General features: G+C 60.2%; 16 protein-coding genes and 1 tRNA gene. 6 read left to right on the forward strand and 11 right to left on the reverse strand.

Annotated elements, in window-relative coordinates:
* Positions 1 to 107: 107 nt before the first annotated feature.
* Positions 108 to 992: an acyl-CoA thioesterase II gene (gene tesB / locus N1937_RS21170; protein ID WP_017966164.1), complete on the reverse strand. Its 885-nt coding sequence runs from the start codon at positions 990 to 992 to the stop codon at positions 108 to 110.
* A gap of 83 nt (positions 993 to 1,075) precedes the next feature.
* On the opposite strand from tesB, the gene N1937_RS21175 reads away from it, so the two are divergent.
* Positions 1,076 to 2,290, forward strand: coding sequence for a ubiquinone biosynthesis hydroxylase (locus N1937_RS21175; protein ID WP_170280014.1), 1,215 nt, complete (start codon positions 1,076 to 1,078; stop codon positions 2,288 to 2,290).
* A gap of 72 nt (positions 2,291 to 2,362) precedes the next feature.
* Here N1937_RS21175 and N1937_RS21180 read toward each other — a convergent pair whose 3' ends face one another.
* From N1937_RS21180 to N1937_RS21195, 4 genes are all read right to left on the reverse strand, one after another.
* Positions 2,363 to 2,551 carry a Trm112 family protein gene (locus N1937_RS21180; protein ID WP_017966162.1) on the reverse strand — a complete coding sequence of 63 codons (189 nt, stop codon included), beginning with the start codon at positions 2,549 to 2,551 and terminating at the stop codon, positions 2,363 to 2,365.
* Positions 2,552 to 2,560: 9 nt separating this feature from the next.
* Positions 2,561 to 3,247, reverse strand: coding sequence for an LON peptidase substrate-binding domain-containing protein (locus N1937_RS21185; RefSeq protein WP_017966161.1), 687 nt, complete (start codon positions 3,245 to 3,247; stop codon positions 2,561 to 2,563).
* Between the two features lie 123 nt (positions 3,248 to 3,370).
* Positions 3,371 to 4,345: a thioredoxin gene (trxA, locus tag N1937_RS21190; RefSeq protein ID WP_260056906.1), complete on the reverse strand. Its 975-nt coding sequence runs from the start codon at positions 4,343 to 4,345 to the stop codon at positions 3,371 to 3,373.
* Positions 4,346 to 4,505: 160 nt separating this feature from the next.
* Entirely contained in the window at positions 4,506 to 5,015 is a 510-nt protein-coding gene (locus N1937_RS21195; RefSeq protein WP_017966159.1) for a prolyl-tRNA synthetase associated domain-containing protein, read from the reverse strand.
* 256 nt (positions 5,016 to 5,271) lie between these two features.
* Between N1937_RS21195 and N1937_RS21200 the strand changes: the two genes are divergently transcribed.
* Positions 5,272 to 5,346 (forward strand) — tRNA-Gly (locus N1937_RS21200).
* A 143-nt stretch (positions 5,347 to 5,489) separates the two neighbouring features.
* Here N1937_RS21200 and N1937_RS31590 read toward each other — a convergent pair.
* From N1937_RS31590 to N1937_RS21210, 3 genes are read right to left on the reverse strand one after another with little or no spacing between them, the layout of a single operon-like run.
* Positions 5,490 to 5,732: a DUF6680 family protein gene (locus tag N1937_RS31590; protein WP_162115071.1), complete on the reverse strand. Its 243-nt coding sequence runs from the start codon at positions 5,730 to 5,732 to the stop codon at positions 5,490 to 5,492.
* A 1-nt stretch (position 5,733) separates the two neighbouring features.
* Positions 5,734 to 6,090: a DUF6680 family protein gene (locus tag N1937_RS21205; protein ID WP_222292763.1), complete on the reverse strand. Its 357-nt coding sequence runs from the start codon at positions 6,088 to 6,090 to the stop codon at positions 5,734 to 5,736.
* Positions 6,090 to 6,428 carry a hypothetical protein gene (locus N1937_RS21210; protein ID WP_162115069.1) on the reverse strand — a complete coding sequence of 113 codons (339 nt, stop codon included), beginning with the start codon at positions 6,426 to 6,428 and terminating at the stop codon, positions 6,090 to 6,092. Before N1937_RS21210 ends, N1937_RS21205 begins: the two co-directional genes overlap by 1 nt.
* A 132-nt stretch (positions 6,429 to 6,560) precedes the next feature.
* Between N1937_RS21210 and N1937_RS21215 the strand changes: the two genes are divergently transcribed.
* The 4 genes from N1937_RS21215 (at position 6,561) to N1937_RS21230 (ending at position 11,161) form a co-directional block, all read left to right on the forward strand.
* Complete coding sequence (locus tag N1937_RS21215; RefSeq protein ID WP_162115068.1) at positions 6,561 to 6,908, forward strand: hypothetical protein; 348 nt, start codon at positions 6,561 to 6,563, stop codon at positions 6,906 to 6,908.
* Positions 6,909 to 7,517: 609 nt separating this feature from the next.
* Positions 7,518 to 7,967 carry a hypothetical protein gene (locus N1937_RS21220; RefSeq protein WP_222384406.1) on the forward strand — a complete coding sequence of 150 codons (450 nt, stop codon included), beginning with the start codon at positions 7,518 to 7,520 and terminating at the stop codon, positions 7,965 to 7,967.
* A 7-nt stretch (positions 7,968 to 7,974) separates the two neighbouring features.
* Complete coding sequence (locus N1937_RS21225) at positions 7,975 to 9,417, forward strand: M81 family metallopeptidase (protein ID WP_260056907.1); 1,443 nt, start codon at positions 7,975 to 7,977, stop codon at positions 9,415 to 9,417.
* A gap of 409 nt (positions 9,418 to 9,826) precedes the next feature.
* A complete protein-coding gene (locus N1937_RS21230) occupies positions 9,827 to 11,161 on the forward strand; it encodes a glucoamylase family protein (protein WP_170258233.1) in 1,335 nt (444 codons plus the stop codon).
* Positions 11,162 to 11,207: 46 nt separating this feature from the next.
* On the opposite strand, the gene N1937_RS21235 is transcribed toward N1937_RS21230, so the two are convergent.
* The 3 genes from N1937_RS21235 to N1937_RS21245 form a co-directional block, all read right to left on the reverse strand.
* Complete coding sequence (locus N1937_RS21235) at positions 11,208 to 12,245, reverse strand: ABC transporter ATP-binding protein (RefSeq protein WP_170258232.1); 1,038 nt, start codon at positions 12,243 to 12,245, stop codon at positions 11,208 to 11,210.
* Positions 12,242 to 13,909, reverse strand: a complete 1,668-nt coding sequence (locus N1937_RS21240) for an ABC transporter permease (RefSeq protein ID WP_170258231.1) — start codon at positions 13,907 to 13,909, stop codon at positions 12,242 to 12,244. Before N1937_RS21240 ends, N1937_RS21235 begins: the two co-directional genes overlap by 4 nt.
* Before the next feature lie 149 nt (positions 13,910 to 14,058).
* On the reverse strand, positions 14,059 to 15,075 hold the full coding sequence (locus N1937_RS21245; RefSeq protein WP_260056908.1) for an iron ABC transporter substrate-binding protein: 1,017 nt from the start codon (positions 15,073 to 15,075) through the stop codon (positions 14,059 to 14,061).
* Positions 15,076 to 15,143 lie beyond the last annotated feature (68 nt).

The following is a 15,143-nucleotide window of genomic DNA, read 5'->3' on the forward strand; positions in this document are numbered from 1 at the left end:
GTAAGTTATTGAAAAGTAAAGGTTATAATAAAAAGCGCCAATAAACAGGCAAATGATCGGCCGATAAGCGCACAAATAACGCGCAAATTAAAAAAGTTGCACATTATTTATTCATTTGCCTTTTTCCGAATCAGACCTTCCTGCGTGACCGATGCGATCAGGCTACCCGAACGTGTAAATAGGCTACCCCGGGTTAATCCTCTGGCACCTGAAGCCGAGGGACTATCCTGCGTATAAAGCAGCCAGTCATCGAGTTTGCAGGGTCTGTGGAACCACATCGAGTGATCGAGGCTCGCCACCTGCAGGCTCTGGTCGAAGATGGACGTTCCGTGCGCATAGAGCGACGTATCGAGCAGCGTCATGTCCGAAAGATAGGCAAGCACCGCCGCCTGATAGAGCCGGTCGTCGGGAACCGGGCCGGTGGCGCGCACCCAGACGTCCTGTTTGGGATCGAGCTTCCTGTCGGAAAAATAATGCGTCAGCGAGACGGGGCGAATCTCGATCGGCCGCTCACGCTGCCAGTATTTTCGGATCGCCTCCGGCGCGTGGGCGAGATACTGTTCCTTGATCTGCTGCTCGCCGAGCAGCGCCTCCGGCATCTCGACTTCGGGCATCGCGATCTGGTGCTCGAAGCCCGGCTCCTCCACCTGGAAGGAGGCCGACAGCGCGAAGATCGCCTTGCCGTGCTGGATGGCGACGACACGCCTCGTATTGAAGCTCGATCCGTCGCGGATGCGCTCCGCCTGGTAGATGATCGGCACCGAGGGATCGCCGGGCCGCATGAAATAGGCATGCAGCGAATGGACGAAACGATCGCCCTCGATGGTGCGTTGCGCCGCCATCAGCGCCTGGCCGATTACCTGGCCGCCGAAGACCCGCTGCCAGCCGACCTTGGGGCTGCGGCCGCGGAAAATATCGACCTCGATCGGCTCGAGGTCGAGCGTCGAAAGCAGCGTCTCCATCGCCGAAGGCCCTGATGTCTCGCCCGTCATTTCTATGTCTCCCAGCGGTAGGAAGTGAAGTTGCGATGATCTATATAAAGCACATCTGAGGCATAAGGTACGGGAGCGGCGCGATGCTGGACATGCTGGTTGTGGGTGGGGGTTATGTCGGCCTTTCCGCCGCTGTCGCGGTCAAACAGGCCGCGCCGCATCTGAATGTCGCCGTCGTCGAGGCGGCTCCCGAGCATGTCTGGAAAAACGACACGCGCGCTTCCGCCGTCATCGCGGCGGCGGCAAAGATGCTCGAGGTCTTCGGCATCTGGAACGAGATCGAACCGGAAGCCCAGCCGATCACCAAAATGATCGTCACCGACTCCAAGACCTCCGATCCGGTGCGTCCGGTTTTTCTGACCTTCGACGGCGAAATCGCCGAAGGCCGGCCCTTCGCCCACATGATCCCGAATGTCGCGATGGTCGCAGCCCTGCGCGGTGCCTGCGACCGGCTCGGCATCGACATCCGCCACGGGCTCGGCGCCACGGAGCTGAAGACCCATGACACCCATGTCACCGTCACGCTTTCGGACGGCAGCGCGCTGGAAACCAAGCTATTGGTTGCCTGCGACGGCGTGCGCTCGACGCTGCGCGATCTCGCCGGCATCAGGACCGTCACCTGGGACTACGGCCAGTCCGGCATCGTTGCCACCGTCGAACACGAGCGGTCGCATGACGGCTGCGCCGAGGAACATTTCCTGCCGGCCGGCCCCTTCGCCATTCTGCCGCTGAAGAACAACCGCTCCTCGCTCGTCTGGACGGAGCGCACGCCGGATGCCAACCGGCTGGTCGCTGCCGACGACCTGATCTTCGAGGAAGAGCTCGAACGCCGCTTCGGCCACAAGCTTGGGAGCCTGAAAGTGATCGGCGACAAGCGCGCCTTCCCCCTCGGCCTGACGCTCGCCCGCTCCTTCGTCGCGCCGCGTTTCGCGCTGGCCGGCGACGCTGCCCATGGCATCCACCCGATTTCCGGTCAGGGACTCAATCTCGGCTTCAAGGATGTGGCGGCACTGGCCGAAACCATCGTGGACGCCGATCGCCTCGGCCTCGATATCGGCTCGATCAACATTCTCGAGCGCTACCAGACCTGGCGGCGCTTCGACACCTTCCGCATGGGAGTGACGACCGACGTCTTGAACCGGCTCTTCTCCAACGACGCAACGCCGATCCGCATCGCCCGCGACGTCGGCCTCGGCATCGTCGACCGGCTGCCGCGCCTCAAATCCTTCTTCATCGGCCAGGCGGCCGGAACGACGGCGAAGGACAATCCGCGCCTGCTTGCCGGAGAGACAATTTAACCTTTGTTTTTACGCAATACCCGGCAAAAGCGCCTCGCGCCTTGCCTGGGAAAACCGCTTCCGAGAATTGCTTTAGTCGTCGAGGCGGCGGGCCTCGGATACCAGCATGATCGGAATGCCGTCTCGGATTGGATAGGCAAGCCGTGCCTTTTCCGAGACGAGCTCATTCTGCTCGCGATCATAGGAAAGCCGGCCCTTGGAGAGCGGGCAGACCAGGAGATCGAGCAGCTTGGGATCGACGCGGCTGAGTTTTTCATCCATGGCTGAAGTCTACTGCAGAACCGTGTCGGAGTCACCGAAGACGCGCGCCAGCACGATTTCGGTAATGGCGATCAGCGTCTCAGCCCGCGTCTTCAGATCCGGCGCCTCCAGCAGCGCCTGTTTTTCCGCCGGCCCGAAGGGTGACATCATCGCCAGCGAATTGACGAGCGTCAGATTGCTCGCCCGCTCGACGCTCTCCCAGTCCGCCTCCAGCTTGTTGGCATCGAGATAGTCCCTGAAGGCGGTGAGAAGCGCAGCGCGATCAACCGCCTCCTCCTCGTTTTCGGCCGAGAGGTCGGCGATGAATGGGGCGATACGGAAGATACGGAAGGGATCGTTGGTCGATTTCTCTTCCAGCAGCCGGAAGCGGCAGACGCCGGTCAGCGATACGATACAGCGCCCGTCGCCAGTCTCCGCGAAGGAGGTGATGCGGCCGAGGCAGCCGACAGCGGCAAGGTTGGGCTCGCCGCCCTTGTCCTCATGTTCGCCAAGCGCCGGCTGCACCATGCCGATCAGCCGGTTTCCGCTCAATGCTGCATCCAGCATCGCCAGATAGCGCGGCTCGAAAATGTTGAGGGGTAGCTGCCCGGCCGGCAGGAGGAGGGCGCCGGTCAGGGGGAAGACAGCGATCGCATCAGGCAGATCGCCCGGCTTCAGGTATCTGGCATTCCCGACTTGCATGAAACCGTCCCGCATTCTTGTAACGGGCATGCCCGTCTTGACGAGAATGTGGTGCCCTCGCCCGAAAACGCAAGGGCAGATGTTCGAAACTTAGCAGGATTCAGATTTTAGGCCGATCAGGCCTAAAATCATCCTGATCTACGAGAACAGCATCGCCGAAAGCTTGCGGCGCGCTGCAACCGTCGCTGGATCCTTGAAGCCCCAGACCTCGAAGAACTGCAGCAGTTGGCGGCGGGCGCCATCATCGTCGAAGGCACGGTCCTTGCGCATGATCTGAAGCAGGTGGTCGGCCGCTTCGTCGCGCCGGCCCTCGACATTGCGGATCTTGGCGAGCTTGATCCGCGCCTCGTGGTCATCAGGATTGGCGGCCAGTTCACGTTCGAGCGCAACGGGGTCGCCGAGCTTGCGGGCCTCTTCGATCTGCTCGAGTTTCATCAGCACGGCCTGGATGCCGGTGTCTTTTGCCAGCTCTTCCGGCAATTCCCTCAGTATGTCGCGCGCCCGCTGATGCTGGTTGTCGGCGATCATGCATTCGGCCATCCCGGCAAGCGCCTTGGCATTCTCGGGATCGGCCTGCATGACGGCGCCATAGAGCTGAGCGGCCTCGTCGATATTGCCGGCGGCAAGCAGTTCCGCCGCTTCCGCAAGCACCGCTTCGATTTCGGCCGCCTGGTCGGCGCCGGCCGGACCGGCGATCCGGTCGATGAACTGCTGGATCTGGCTTTCCGGCACCGCGCCCATGAAACCGTCGGCAGGACGGCCGTTGACGAAGGCGATGACGGCGGGGATCGACTGGATGCCGAGCTGACCGGCGATCGACGGATGGTCGTCGATGTTCATCTTGACCAGCCGGACACGGCCCTTGGCTTCGTTGACCACCTTTTCCAAGGCCGGCGTCAGTTGCTTGCACGGACCGCACCAGGGCGCCCAGAAATCGACCAGCACCGGCTGGCTGCGCGATGCCTCGATGACGTCCTTGGAAAAATTCGCGGTCGTCGTCTCCGTGATGTAGCTGCCGGCCGCAGCCGCGGGTTCCGGCGCAGCGCCGAAGCTTGTGCTCGCCGTCATCTGATTTCCGAAGGAACCGCTATAGGGGTTGTCGCTGCCGCTCATAGGTATCTCCCGCCGCGCCGATCCTGCCGGCGTCTTTGCTAAAGCATGTCGCGCAAAACTGTGGTGCGGTTTTGCGATAAAGGCATGCGCAAAACCAGAGACTAAAGCGCGGCAAGCGAATCTGAAAGATCGCGACGCGCCTTAGCGCTAAAATCGTATGTCAGGACGTCACTTTCAAGACAAGCGGCTTATGTCCCGTGGCTTCCATGAAACGGATGAGATCGCTGCTCGCAATCGATGTCGTCGCATCGTTGGACAGCGGATGACAGTTGACGATCTCTTCGCGCATCAGATCGGCATCGAGCACGAACGTAACATTCTCCGCGGTATCGTTGATCGCGCCGAACGCCGTGACGGCCCCGGGGATGACGCCGAGATATTCCATCAGCTTTTCCGCCCTGCCGAAGGAAACCCGGCCGGACCCGCCGATCAAATTGTGCACCTGTTTGAGGTCCACCTCGGCATTTTCCTCCACCGTCAGCAAAAAATACCTGTCCTTCTTGTCTTTGACGAACAAGTTCTTGGTGTGGCCGCCGGGGATCTCGTCACGCAGGGCCACCGATTCGGCGACAGTGAAGACCGGCGCGTGGTCGATTGTCTTATGAGCAATGCCGAGCCCATCGAGAAAGGCAAACAATTCTTCTCTTGTCTTCGGGGCATTTTCGGACATGGGGCAATCCATTGGACAGGAAGGGAAAAAAGCGAGGCGTCCTGATTAAGTCGGCCCACATCGTTTGGCAATCTTTGCGACCGACGCTTTGCCCCGCATTTGCGGCCTTTCCACCGGGCGTCTGCGAACACCGGAATTTTTCTTCGCCTCTCCGTCATTTCCCTGTTGCATTTGAAAACCCGTTAGGCCATATAGCGCCGGTCGCCGCGAGGCGGCGCCCACGGTCCAACAACTACCCCGGACCGATGCGGATTGAGCGGGTGTAGCTCAGGGGTAGAGCACAACCTTGCCAAGGTTGGGGTCGAGGGTTCGAATCCCTTCGCCCGCTCCAGTTTCTCAAATTTCCAACAAGGATAGAAACGCCCGGCGAGCCTCTGTGGGTCTAGTTTTTTCATGGAACCAAAGAGATACCGGGAGCCTTTCAAGGCTGATGGCGCTCCATCAGCCAGAACCAGGCCCACACCTCTACCATCGTCAGCCTTTCCACAGCCAGTTCGGATCGATCGCGGGCGCCGGTGGAAATGGATTGAAAACTGTCGGATTGATGAAATTTGTGACCGGTATCGGCCGCTTGTTTTCGAAGATTTCGATCAATAGGCCATGCAACCGTCTTATTGTTTCTTGATCGCTTGCCCACCCGCTTGGAGAGTAGGCCAATTCTTCGATTTCTTTTTTGTCTTGTGAAAAGCCGGTAGCCCGCGCGATAGCGTAGACCAAATCAATGAAAGCATCGTCGTTCTTTCCAGAACGATTCGTCGGCCACGCCCGGAATCAGTTTTCTTGACAGAAGACGGATATAAGCTTTGTAGGCCGCCAGCACGGTCTCTTCTTCACTAAAGTACACTTGGATGAGATCCAACGACGAGACGTGTTCGGGATCAAGCTGAAATCGCCGTGTTTTCATGAGTGATGCGAAAATTTCTGCTTTCTGCCGCAATTTGAGTGCCTCGACCTCCTCTCGTCTCGTGATCTTCACCGCACGGATCGGACCAATGTAGACGGCGAAAGCGGTGACGCCTAAGATCAGAATATTGATCCAATCCTTCGCCTGAAATGCCCAAAAGTTTGAGTCCATCACGGCAGTTCCCGAACTTTTTGGAGCCGAACGTTAACGTTCCCCAGCGGCGTCCGAAGCTCTAGAAAGGGCTCTTTGTCAAATTTCATTGGAAAGACGAAAGGCACTTCATAGGTTAGCCCTTGCGCGGGTGCTGTGACGCCTTGCACCACGGTTACACCAGGTGGCACTTGAACCGAAACCGTACCTGTAAGCTTGCCTTCTTCGTCCTCGCCAAAAGCGCCATCGAAACTGACACCCGCCATGTCCGCGCCCGATATTTTACCGTCGGCTATTACAAACATTGCCAAGCCGTTAGCCGCACCGCCTGCGAAGTAGCCCGCGTAGAAACCAGTCATCGCCACACCTCCTCGGTTGCAAGGAGAAGGTCAAATTCTCTGAGTCGGAACAATTAGACGGAGAGCTTAATCACAATTATTACTTTTATTTCGAATCTCGAATTACATCTTCAAATTATGGTGTCGCCGCGAATGACTGATGCTCAAACATTCATCGCTCGTCACTTTGTGGCGATAAGCGTCAACTCTCGCATGAAGGATGATCAAGGCCCCGACCGTTTCTTCGCGGCTTCCGGGTTGCTGATACGCATCGGGGACATATTTGGCATTCTGACAGCGGGTCATGTGGTCGAATACCTCGATGAGGCCGTGAATCACCCAGACATCATCAGCCTTGGGTGCCAGTTGCTAGACACCTTCGGCGAAACGAAGCTAAGCGACCACGGGGTTCCTTATGATCTTAAGAGCTCGCCTCGCCTCCATTTTCACGACGACAAACTTGGGCTCGATTGTTTCTCGAGGAGCACCAAATCCGATTAATCGCGAAACACAATATTGTCCCGCTCACATACGAGGCTTCGCAGAACGAACCTGCCGACCTTGAGGTCTTTTTTCTGCTCGGTCTTCCTGTTGAGCTAACATCCGAAAGGGTATCGCCTTCGGGAAACGCCACTGTCGGAATGACGATGCTCAGGCTTAAGAAAGCCGAACCGGAAGAGCAGACCACGCTCTTTCCGAGGTTTATCGCCACAATCGATAGCCGGACCCATCTACAGAGCCTAGAGGGCATGAGTGGTGGGCCGATTTTTGGTTTCAACACCGAGCGCCCTAACAAATTCAATCGTCATGGAAGAAATCGGAGCGCAAGATATTCGGGTGCCCGGTAGCGCACATATATGACATTCTCAACCATCTACACAATGAAGCCGCTAAAGAGCTTGCGCGGAACAGCTGATTTGACGCCTTGTGCTACGTGTCAGAGGTCATTTTGGCAGGTATCCGTAGATTGATATCCATTCTCGACGGGTAGCCTCTAAAGCGCATAGCCGCATCGACTTTCTGTTCGGCGAATTGTCGAGCGCTTCGCTGACTTCATCGGCAAGCCACGCCCCACCATAATCTATATAGCGCTTCGGAATCCCGAAATTGGTGGCGGTATTGAAATCATTGGATGTTTCCCCGCGGCGGCACCGCCCAAAACGCGACGAATTTCGGAATCCCGAAGTGGGGGAATTTCGGGATCCCGAAGTGGGATTTTTTCTCTATGGCGACGCGGCCAGTGCTGTCGGCAGCAATCGGCCCGCATCATCCGACGGAAAAAACCGAGTCGGTCGGAGGCTCACCGATTACGGCACCTTCCACCTCGACGCCGGCTTAGAAGATCAAGATTGTAATTTATTTTGGTTGATTGGTTCGTTTGTAAACTTATTGTCGAGGCAAAAGGACGCGTCTTCGGATCGGATCCCGCATGTTCAGTTTATCGCAGCACAAACTCCGTCGAGCGACACCGATCTGCACGCAGCGTGTCGATGCCGGCGCTCGGGCCGGAGTGCCAGCATCGCCGCCCATAACGTCCTGATTGCTCCCAACATCAACTGAGGTTCCCATGCGCATCGCCGTCGGTGGCATTCATACCGAGTGCAGTACATACAATCCCGTCCTGAACGAGGAGAAGGATTTTCGCGTGGTGCGCGGGGAGGCGCTGCTGGCAGCGCCCTATTTCGCCTTCCTCAGGGATTACGATGCCGAGTTCCTGCCGACGATCCATGCGCGCGCCATTGCCGGCGGCCCGGTTTCACGCGCCACCTACGAGGCCTTCAAGGGTGAATTCCTCGAGCGGCTGAAGCCGATGCTGCCGCTCGACGGTCTCTACCTCGCCATGCACGGCGCAGTGTATGTAGAGGGCATGGAGGATGCCGAAGGCGACTGGATCAGCGCGGCCCGTGCCCTGGTCGGCGAGGATTGCACGGTTTCGGCAAGCTACGACCTGCACGGCAATGTCACCCAGCGCATCATCGATGCGCTCGACATCTATTCCACCTATCGCACCGCGCCGCATATCGATGTCGAGGAGACGATGCGCCGCTCCGTCTCGATGCTGGTAAATAGCCTGAAAACCGGCAAGCGGCCGATCCTCCTCTGGGCGCCGATCCCGGTCGTGCTGCCCGGCGAGCGCACCAGCACCGTCGACGAGCCGGCAAAGAGCCTCTATGACATGCTGCCCGGGATCGATGCGCTTGATGGCGTTTGGGATGCATCGCTGATGGTCGGTTATGTCTGGGCCGACGAACCGCGCGCCACGGCCGCCGCGATCATGACCGGCACCGACCGCGCCGTGCTGGAACGCGAGGCCAAACGCCTCGCGCTGGCTTATTGGGATGCGCGCGAAGACTTCGTCTTCGGCTGCGAAACCGGCTCGCTCGAGGAATGCGTCGAAAGGGCGATCGCAAGCCCCACTGCCCCTGTGGTGCTTGCCGAATCCGGCGACAACCCCACAGGCGGCGGCGTCGGGGACCGGGCAGATGTACTGGCCGAGTTGATCGCCAGGGGTGCCACCGGCGTCGTCTTCGCCGGCATTGCCGACAAGGCGGCGACCGAGGCCTGTTATGCCGCAGGCATCGGCGCCGAGCTGGAGCTCAGCGTCGGCGCCTCGCTCGATGCGAAAGGCAGCAAGCCGGTTATCGCCCGCTTCACGGTCAAATTCCTGCATGAGACATCAGATCCCGCCGACCGCCAGGCGGTGGTTTCGGTCAGTGGCATCGATCTGGTGCTTTCCGCCAAGCGCCGGCCCTATCACAATATCGCCGATTTCACCCGGCTTGGCCTCGACCCGCACCAAGCGAAGATCATCGTCGTCAAATCGGGCTATCTCTCACCGGAACTGGCGCCGATTGCCAATCCGAACCTGATGGCGCTATCAACAGGTGTCGTCGACCAGTTCGTCGAGCGCCTGCCGCGGCTGCGCAAGCAGCATCCGACCTACCCCTTCGACAAGGATTTTGCCTTCGAGCCGCAGGTTTTTCTCTCCGCACGCTCGACGCCGGCCTGAGTTCGACCGGTCGGCGCGCCCCAAGCCGACGCTCGCCGATGCCTGGGCCATCGGCCGACTGGCTGCCGCCCGGCGAGATGCTGACGGGCTGATGCGCGCCGCAGCCACGCCCCGCCTGATGCAGGCCTATGCGATCGGACGATAACGCCCGAAGGCTTTGTCGGCCGCTCTTATAGAGCATCGGATGAAGCGAGTATTTCAGGAAATGAGCTGTGCCGGAGAGGTGCAGATCGTCCTTTATGCTGCAGCGCTTATATGACTTCTGCTAGATATTATTTTACCGATAATTATTAACGACCGATTCCTCCCATTTGTGTTCTCTTATCCCTACGAATCAAAAAGGTTTGATTTGCCCGGGGACGGCCACCATGTTGAAGCATGGGGCGATGCAACAGTTGGGTAGGAGCCTATGCTGCAACGGATTGAAGACATTGATGCAGCGCTCGTCGACAGGCTGCAACATTCGGCGTTCAAGTACTTCCTGAAATATTCCAATCCCGAAAACGGCCTTGTGGCGGATACCTCGATCGGCGGGGTTCCGTGCAGCATCGCAGCCGTCGGCTTTGCGCTTTCCTCCTATCCTGTCGGTGTCGAGCGTTTATGGATCAGCCGCGAGGAAGCGGCCGAGCGTACGGTCAACACGCTGCGGTTCTTCGCCGAGGCGCGCCAGGGCGAGGAACGCCACGCGACCGGGCACCGCGGCTTCTTCTACCATTTCCTGCACATGGATACCGGCCATCGCGCCTGGAACAGCGAGCTTTCGACAATCGATACGGCGTTGCTTGTCGCCGGCATCCTCACGGCCGCACAGTATTTCAATCGCGAAGACGACGACACGGAGACTGAAATCCGTCAACTCGCGACCTTCATCTACGAGCGCGTCGACTGGCGCTGGGCACTGAACAAGGGCGACACGGTTGCCATGGGATGGAAGCCCTCCTCCGGTTTCCTGCGATGGCGCTATCACGGCTTCGACGAGGCGATCATCCTCTACACGCTGGCGCTCGCCTCGCCGACGCACCCCATCCCGCAATCGTGCTACGACGCCTTTACGTCAAGCTATTCCTGGATGCTGCATGGCGAGCAGTCCTATCTCTATGCCGGGCCGCTCTTCATCCACCTGTTCTCGCATGCCTGGATCGATTTCCGCAGCATTCAGGACAAGCCGATGGCGGAGCGGAACTGGGATTATTTCCGCAATACGCAGGTGATGATCAACGTCCAGCGTGATTATGCCGATCGCAATCCCGGCCAGTTCGTCGGCTATAACAGGAATATCTGGGGCTTCTCCGCCTGTGACGGCCCGCCGCCGACACGGCGCATGCGCGGCGGCCGCCAGCCGAAGGTTCTGGGTTATGCCGCCCGCGGCGCCCCGCTCGGTCCGGATGACGGCACGATCGCACCCTGGGCAGCCCTTGCCTGTCTGCCTTACGACAAGCAGGCGGCTCTCGATGGCACCAAGGCGCTTCTGACCACCTATCCGAATCTGCTCTTGGAAGGCGGCTTCCCCGGTGGCTTCAACCCGACGGTCAAGACCAAGCGGCCGGAAGGCTGGGTCGACGACCGCACCGTCGGCATCGACCAGGGCCTTGTCGTCATGACCATCGAGAACGACCGTTCGGATTTCATCTGGAAGCTGATGCGGCAATCGCCGGTTATCCGCCTCGGCCTCGAACGCGCCGGCTTTACCGGCGGCTGGCTCGAAGGCATCGAGCCGGAAGAAGTGGTGCGCAAGTTCGGCTGAGCAATCCGAGCAAAGGCGCGTCTAAAAAGACGCTCGGCGCCCTAACTCAGCTCTCGAAGACATGCGCCTTGCCGGCGATATCGAGGCGAACGAGATCGCCTCGCGCCGGAAGGGCGACGCTCGAGGTCTTGATCAGGATCGGCGGCAGCGCAACGCCGTCGAGCGAAACGGCGACGGTGCAGACGGCGCCGCCGAATTCCACCTCGACGACACGTCCGCCGTATTTGCGATCGCTTTCATCGGCAACGACGCGAATCTGCTCGGGCCGCAGCATGATCTCCGCCTTGCCTTGACGGCTGCCCTCGACGGCGACATGGCCGAGAGCGCAGTCGGCAAGGCCATTTCGGATGATGGCGGGAAGCAGCACGGCGTCGCCGAGAAACAGCGCCGTCTCGCGATCGCGCGGATGGAGATACAATGATTGCGGCGACCCGGCCTGGATCAGCCGTCCTTCCCTGAGCACCGCCACCTGATCGGCAAAGGTCAGCGCCTCTTCCTGATCATGGGTGACGAGAATGGCGGTGATGCCGGCCGCCTGCAGCACGCGCGCAACCGCCTTGCGCATATTCTCGCGCAGGCCGGTATCGAGTGCCGAGAAAGGTTCGTCGAGCAGCATCAGCCGCGGTTTGCGGCCGAGCGCGCGGGCGAGCGCCACACGCTGTTGCTGGCCGCCGGAAAGCTGATGCGGGCGCCGCGCCAGCATGCCGCGGTCGAGCTCGACCATGTCGAGCAGTTCGAGCACGCGTTTTTCGCGATCGGCTGCACCTCGCTCGAAGCCGAAGCCGATATTCTCGGCAACGCTTAAGTGCGGAAACAGCGCGCCATCCTGCGAGACAATGCCGATGCCGCGTTTATGCGCCGGTATTGTCGCCGGACCGTCGGCGAGCACCTCGCCATCCAACGTCACCCTGCCGACGTCGGGTTGTTCGAAGCCGGCAATGATGCGCAGCAGCGTCGTCTTGCCCGAACCGGACGGGCCGACGACCGCCGTGCGGCTGCCCGCCTGGACGTCGAGCGAAATATCCTTCAACGCCTGGACGGGGCCATAGCGCTTGCTGATGTTCTCGATCGTGAGCAGCGTCATTGGCCGGCAGTCCGTTTCGATTGGGTATAGAGCATCAGGGTGAGCGGCAGCGACAGCACGATCATCATGAAGGCGTAAGGGGCGGCCGAGACATAGTCGATCTCGCTGGTCAGCGACCAGAATTTCGTCGCCAGCGTATCGACGCCGTTGGGCGACAGCATCAGTGTCGCCGTAAGTTCATTGGTGATGCCGAGTGCGGCCAGCGCGACGCTGGCGGCCGCTCCCGGTGCGGCAAGCCGCATGGTGATCTGCCGCACCGCCTGGCCGGGCGTGCGGCCGAGGCCCATCGCGGCGCGCTCCAGCTCCACCGGCGCTTGGGCGATGCTGGCGCGCAGCCCGATCATGGCGCGCGGCAGGAAAAGCATCACATAGGCGACGAGCAGCGTTGCGAAGGTCTGATAGAGCGGCAGCACGAGACGCACGGTGATCGTCACCAGCGCCAGCGCCACGACGACGCCCGGCAGCGAGCCGACATAATAATGGCAGGCTTCGAGCACCCGCTGGAAGCGGCCGGGCGCACGCACCGAAAGCCAGGCCATCGGTGCTGCGGCAATCGTCGCCAACACGCCGCCGATAACGGCAAGCACAATCGTTTGCAGGAAGGCGTTGCCGACTTCGATGCGCCAGATATCGGTGCCGCCGAGATAGAGCCAGCGGCCAAGCGTCACCAGCGGCACGCCGAGCGTCAGCGCCGCAAGGATGACGGGCAGCAACACCGCCGGCACCACGAACCAGCCCAGCCGGCGGCGATCCGCTGGACGTGGCGAGCCGGTGCCGACGCGGGCATAACGTTCGTTGCCGCGCACCAGCAGCTCGAAGCCGAGCAGAAAAAGGCAGCAGGCGACGAGCACACCGCCGAGCATATTGGAGGCCGGGCTGTTGTAGGACGACTGGAACTGGTCGACGATCGCCGTCGCGAACGTGTCGAACCGGATCATGACGAACAGTCCGTATTCCGAAAGCAGATGCAGCGCGACCAGCAGCGAGCCGCCGCAAATCGCAAGCCTCAGCTGCGGCAGCACGGCGCGGAAGAAGACGCGCCAGGGATTAAGGCCCAGCGAGGCCGCGGCATCCTCGATGGCCGGATCGAGTCGGCGCAGCGCTGCGGCGACCGGCAGGTAGAGGAACGGATAATAGGCGATGACCGAGACGAGGACGCCACTCTGCAGACCGCGCATGCCGGGAATAAGGCTGACCCAGGCATAGCTGTGCACGAAGGCAGGCACGGCGAGCGGAGCAATCGCCAGCCAGGCCCAGAGCCGCGCGAAAGGAATGTTCGTCCGTTCTGTCAGCCAGGCAAGCGTCACGGCAAGCGCGATCGACAGCGGAATGGTGATCGATTCCAGGAGAACCGTATTGACGAGAAGTTCGCCGACGCGTGGCCGGAAGATCAGAGCCTTCACCGTTTCAAAGCCGACATCGTAGGTGACCCAGCCGATGAAGCCGAGCGGCACGAGGCTGAAGATCGCGACGACGGTTGCAAGCAGGATCACCGAAGCGTGCGGCATGCGTCCGCGTGGCAAAACCATGCGCGTGGCCCTCGGCGCGACCGGCGCCTGGTTGCCGGATGCGAGCAATCTATTGTCCTGCAGCAAGGCCGATGCCTTTACACGCTGAAAAAGGAAGGCAACCGCCCTTGAAGGGCGGTTGCCGGATTTCGTCATGCCCTAAGGTTTTCTTGAGCCAAATGCAATAGTTTTGGCTGGAAGAAGCCTGCGGCAGAAAGGTCAAAGCATGTCGCGCAAAACTGTGCCGCGGTTTTGCGACGACGACATGCGGACAACCAAAGATCTAAAGTGTGGCGCGCCACACTTTAGATCAGGCCGGCAGCCGTCATCAACTCGACAACCTTCTTGCTGTCGAGGGTCGAAGCTTCGACTTTCGGGGCGTTGAGATCGGCAAGGGGGGTGAGCTTGTCGTTGGAGGGCGCATCCTTGCCGATGGCATATTCATAGGAATCGCCGTCCTTGAGGACTGCCTGGCCAGCCTTGCTGGTGAGGAACTTCAGGAAAGCCTGAGCTTCCTTCATGTGCTGCGTGGACTTGAGGATGCCGCCGCCCGAAACGCTGACGAAAGCGCCCGGATCCTGGTTCTTGAAGTAATGCAGGCCGACATTCTTGCTGTTCTCGCCTGTCTTGGCCTGATCGCCGAACCAATAATAGTGGTAGATGATCGCGCCTTCGACTTCGCCAGCGTTGACGGCCTTCATGGCGACGCTGTTGCCCTTGTAGGGCGTAGCGTTTTCCTTGAGAGCCTTCAGCCAGGCGGCTGTCGACTGCTCGCCCTTGAGCTGCAGCAGGGCGGCGACGATGGCCTGGAAGTCGGCACCGGCAGGGGACGCACCCCAGCGGCCCTTCCAGGCGGGATCTGCTAGGTCTAGCATCGACTTCGGCAGCTTGTCTTCGGTGAGCTTCGTCTTGTCATAAGCAAAAACCGTGGTGCGGGCGGCAATGCCCGTCCACATGCCGTCAGCCGGGCGATACTGATCCGGAACCTGATCCAGCGTTTCCTTTTCGATGGGGGCAAACAGGCCCGCGCCATCGACCAGCGTCATCGCCGGCGAATTCTCGGTCAGGAATACATCAGCCGGAGAGGCGTCGCTTTCCTGGATGATCTGGTTGGCGAATTGCATGTCGCCGCCCTGACGCATGGTGACCTTGATGCCGGTCTCCTTGGTGAAGGCGTCGATCCATTCGCGGCCGAGGCTTTCGTGCTGGGCATTGTAAACAACGAGACCTTCGTCCTGCGCATTGGCACTGCCGGCGAGCGCGGTGGCGGCGAAAAGAGAAGCGACAAGCGCAAGGGAAAAACGATTAAGAGCAATGTTCATGATGGCCTCCGTGGCAATGGCGCGCCCGAGCTCCCAAGGGCGATGAGAGGCGTATATTTTTCCTGACT

It is taken from the genome of Rhizobium sp. WSM4643 (assembly GCF_025152745.1).
In the GTDB taxonomy this organism is placed as follows: domain Bacteria; phylum Pseudomonadota; class Alphaproteobacteria; order Rhizobiales; family Rhizobiaceae; genus Rhizobium; species Rhizobium leguminosarum_I.

Bases quoted from the DNA above. Each gene is read 5' to 3' on its own strand.
- tesB (WP_017966164.1), bottom strand. From the start codon at position 992: ATGACGGGCGAGACATCAGGGCCTTCGGCGATGGAGACGCTGCTTTCG.
- N1937_RS21175 (WP_170280014.1), top strand. From the start codon at position 1,076: ATGCTGGACATGCTGGTTGTGGGTGGGGGTTATGTCGGCCTTTCCGCC.
- N1937_RS21180 (WP_017966162.1), bottom strand. From the start codon at position 2,551: ATGGATGAAAAACTCAGCCGCGTCGATCCCAAGCTGCTCGATCTCCTG.
- N1937_RS21185 (WP_017966161.1), bottom strand. From the start codon at position 3,247: ATGCGGGACGGTTTCATGCAAGTCGGGAATGCCAGATACCTGAAGCCG.
- trxA (WP_260056906.1), bottom strand. From the start codon at position 4,345: ATGAGCGGCAGCGACAACCCCTATAGCGGTTCCTTCGGAAATCAGATG.
- N1937_RS21195 (WP_017966159.1), bottom strand. From the start codon at position 5,015: ATGTCCGAAAATGCCCCGAAGACAAGAGAAGAATTGTTTGCCTTTCTC.
- N1937_RS21205 (WP_222292763.1), bottom strand. From the start codon at position 6,090: ATGGACTCAAACTTTTGGGCATTTCAGGCGAAGGATTGGATCAATATT.
- N1937_RS21210 (WP_162115069.1), bottom strand. From the start codon at position 6,428: ATGACTGGTTTCTACGCGGGCTACTTCGCAGGCGGTGCGGCTAACGGC.
- N1937_RS21215 (WP_162115068.1), top strand. From the start codon at position 6,561: ATGACTGATGCTCAAACATTCATCGCTCGTCACTTTGTGGCGATAAGC.
- N1937_RS21225 (WP_260056907.1), top strand. From the start codon at position 7,975: ATGCGCATCGCCGTCGGTGGCATTCATACCGAGTGCAGTACATACAAT.
- N1937_RS21230 (WP_170258233.1), top strand. From the start codon at position 9,827: ATGCTGCAACGGATTGAAGACATTGATGCAGCGCTCGTCGACAGGCTG.
- N1937_RS21235 (WP_170258232.1), bottom strand. From the start codon at position 12,245: ATGACGCTGCTCACGATCGAGAACATCAGCAAGCGCTATGGCCCCGTC.
- N1937_RS21240 (WP_170258231.1), bottom strand. From the start codon at position 13,909: ATGACGAAATCCGGCAACCGCCCTTCAAGGGCGGTTGCCTTCCTTTTT.
- N1937_RS21245 (WP_260056908.1), bottom strand. From the start codon at position 15,075: ATGAACATTGCTCTTAATCGTTTTTCCCTTGCGCTTGTCGCTTCTCTT.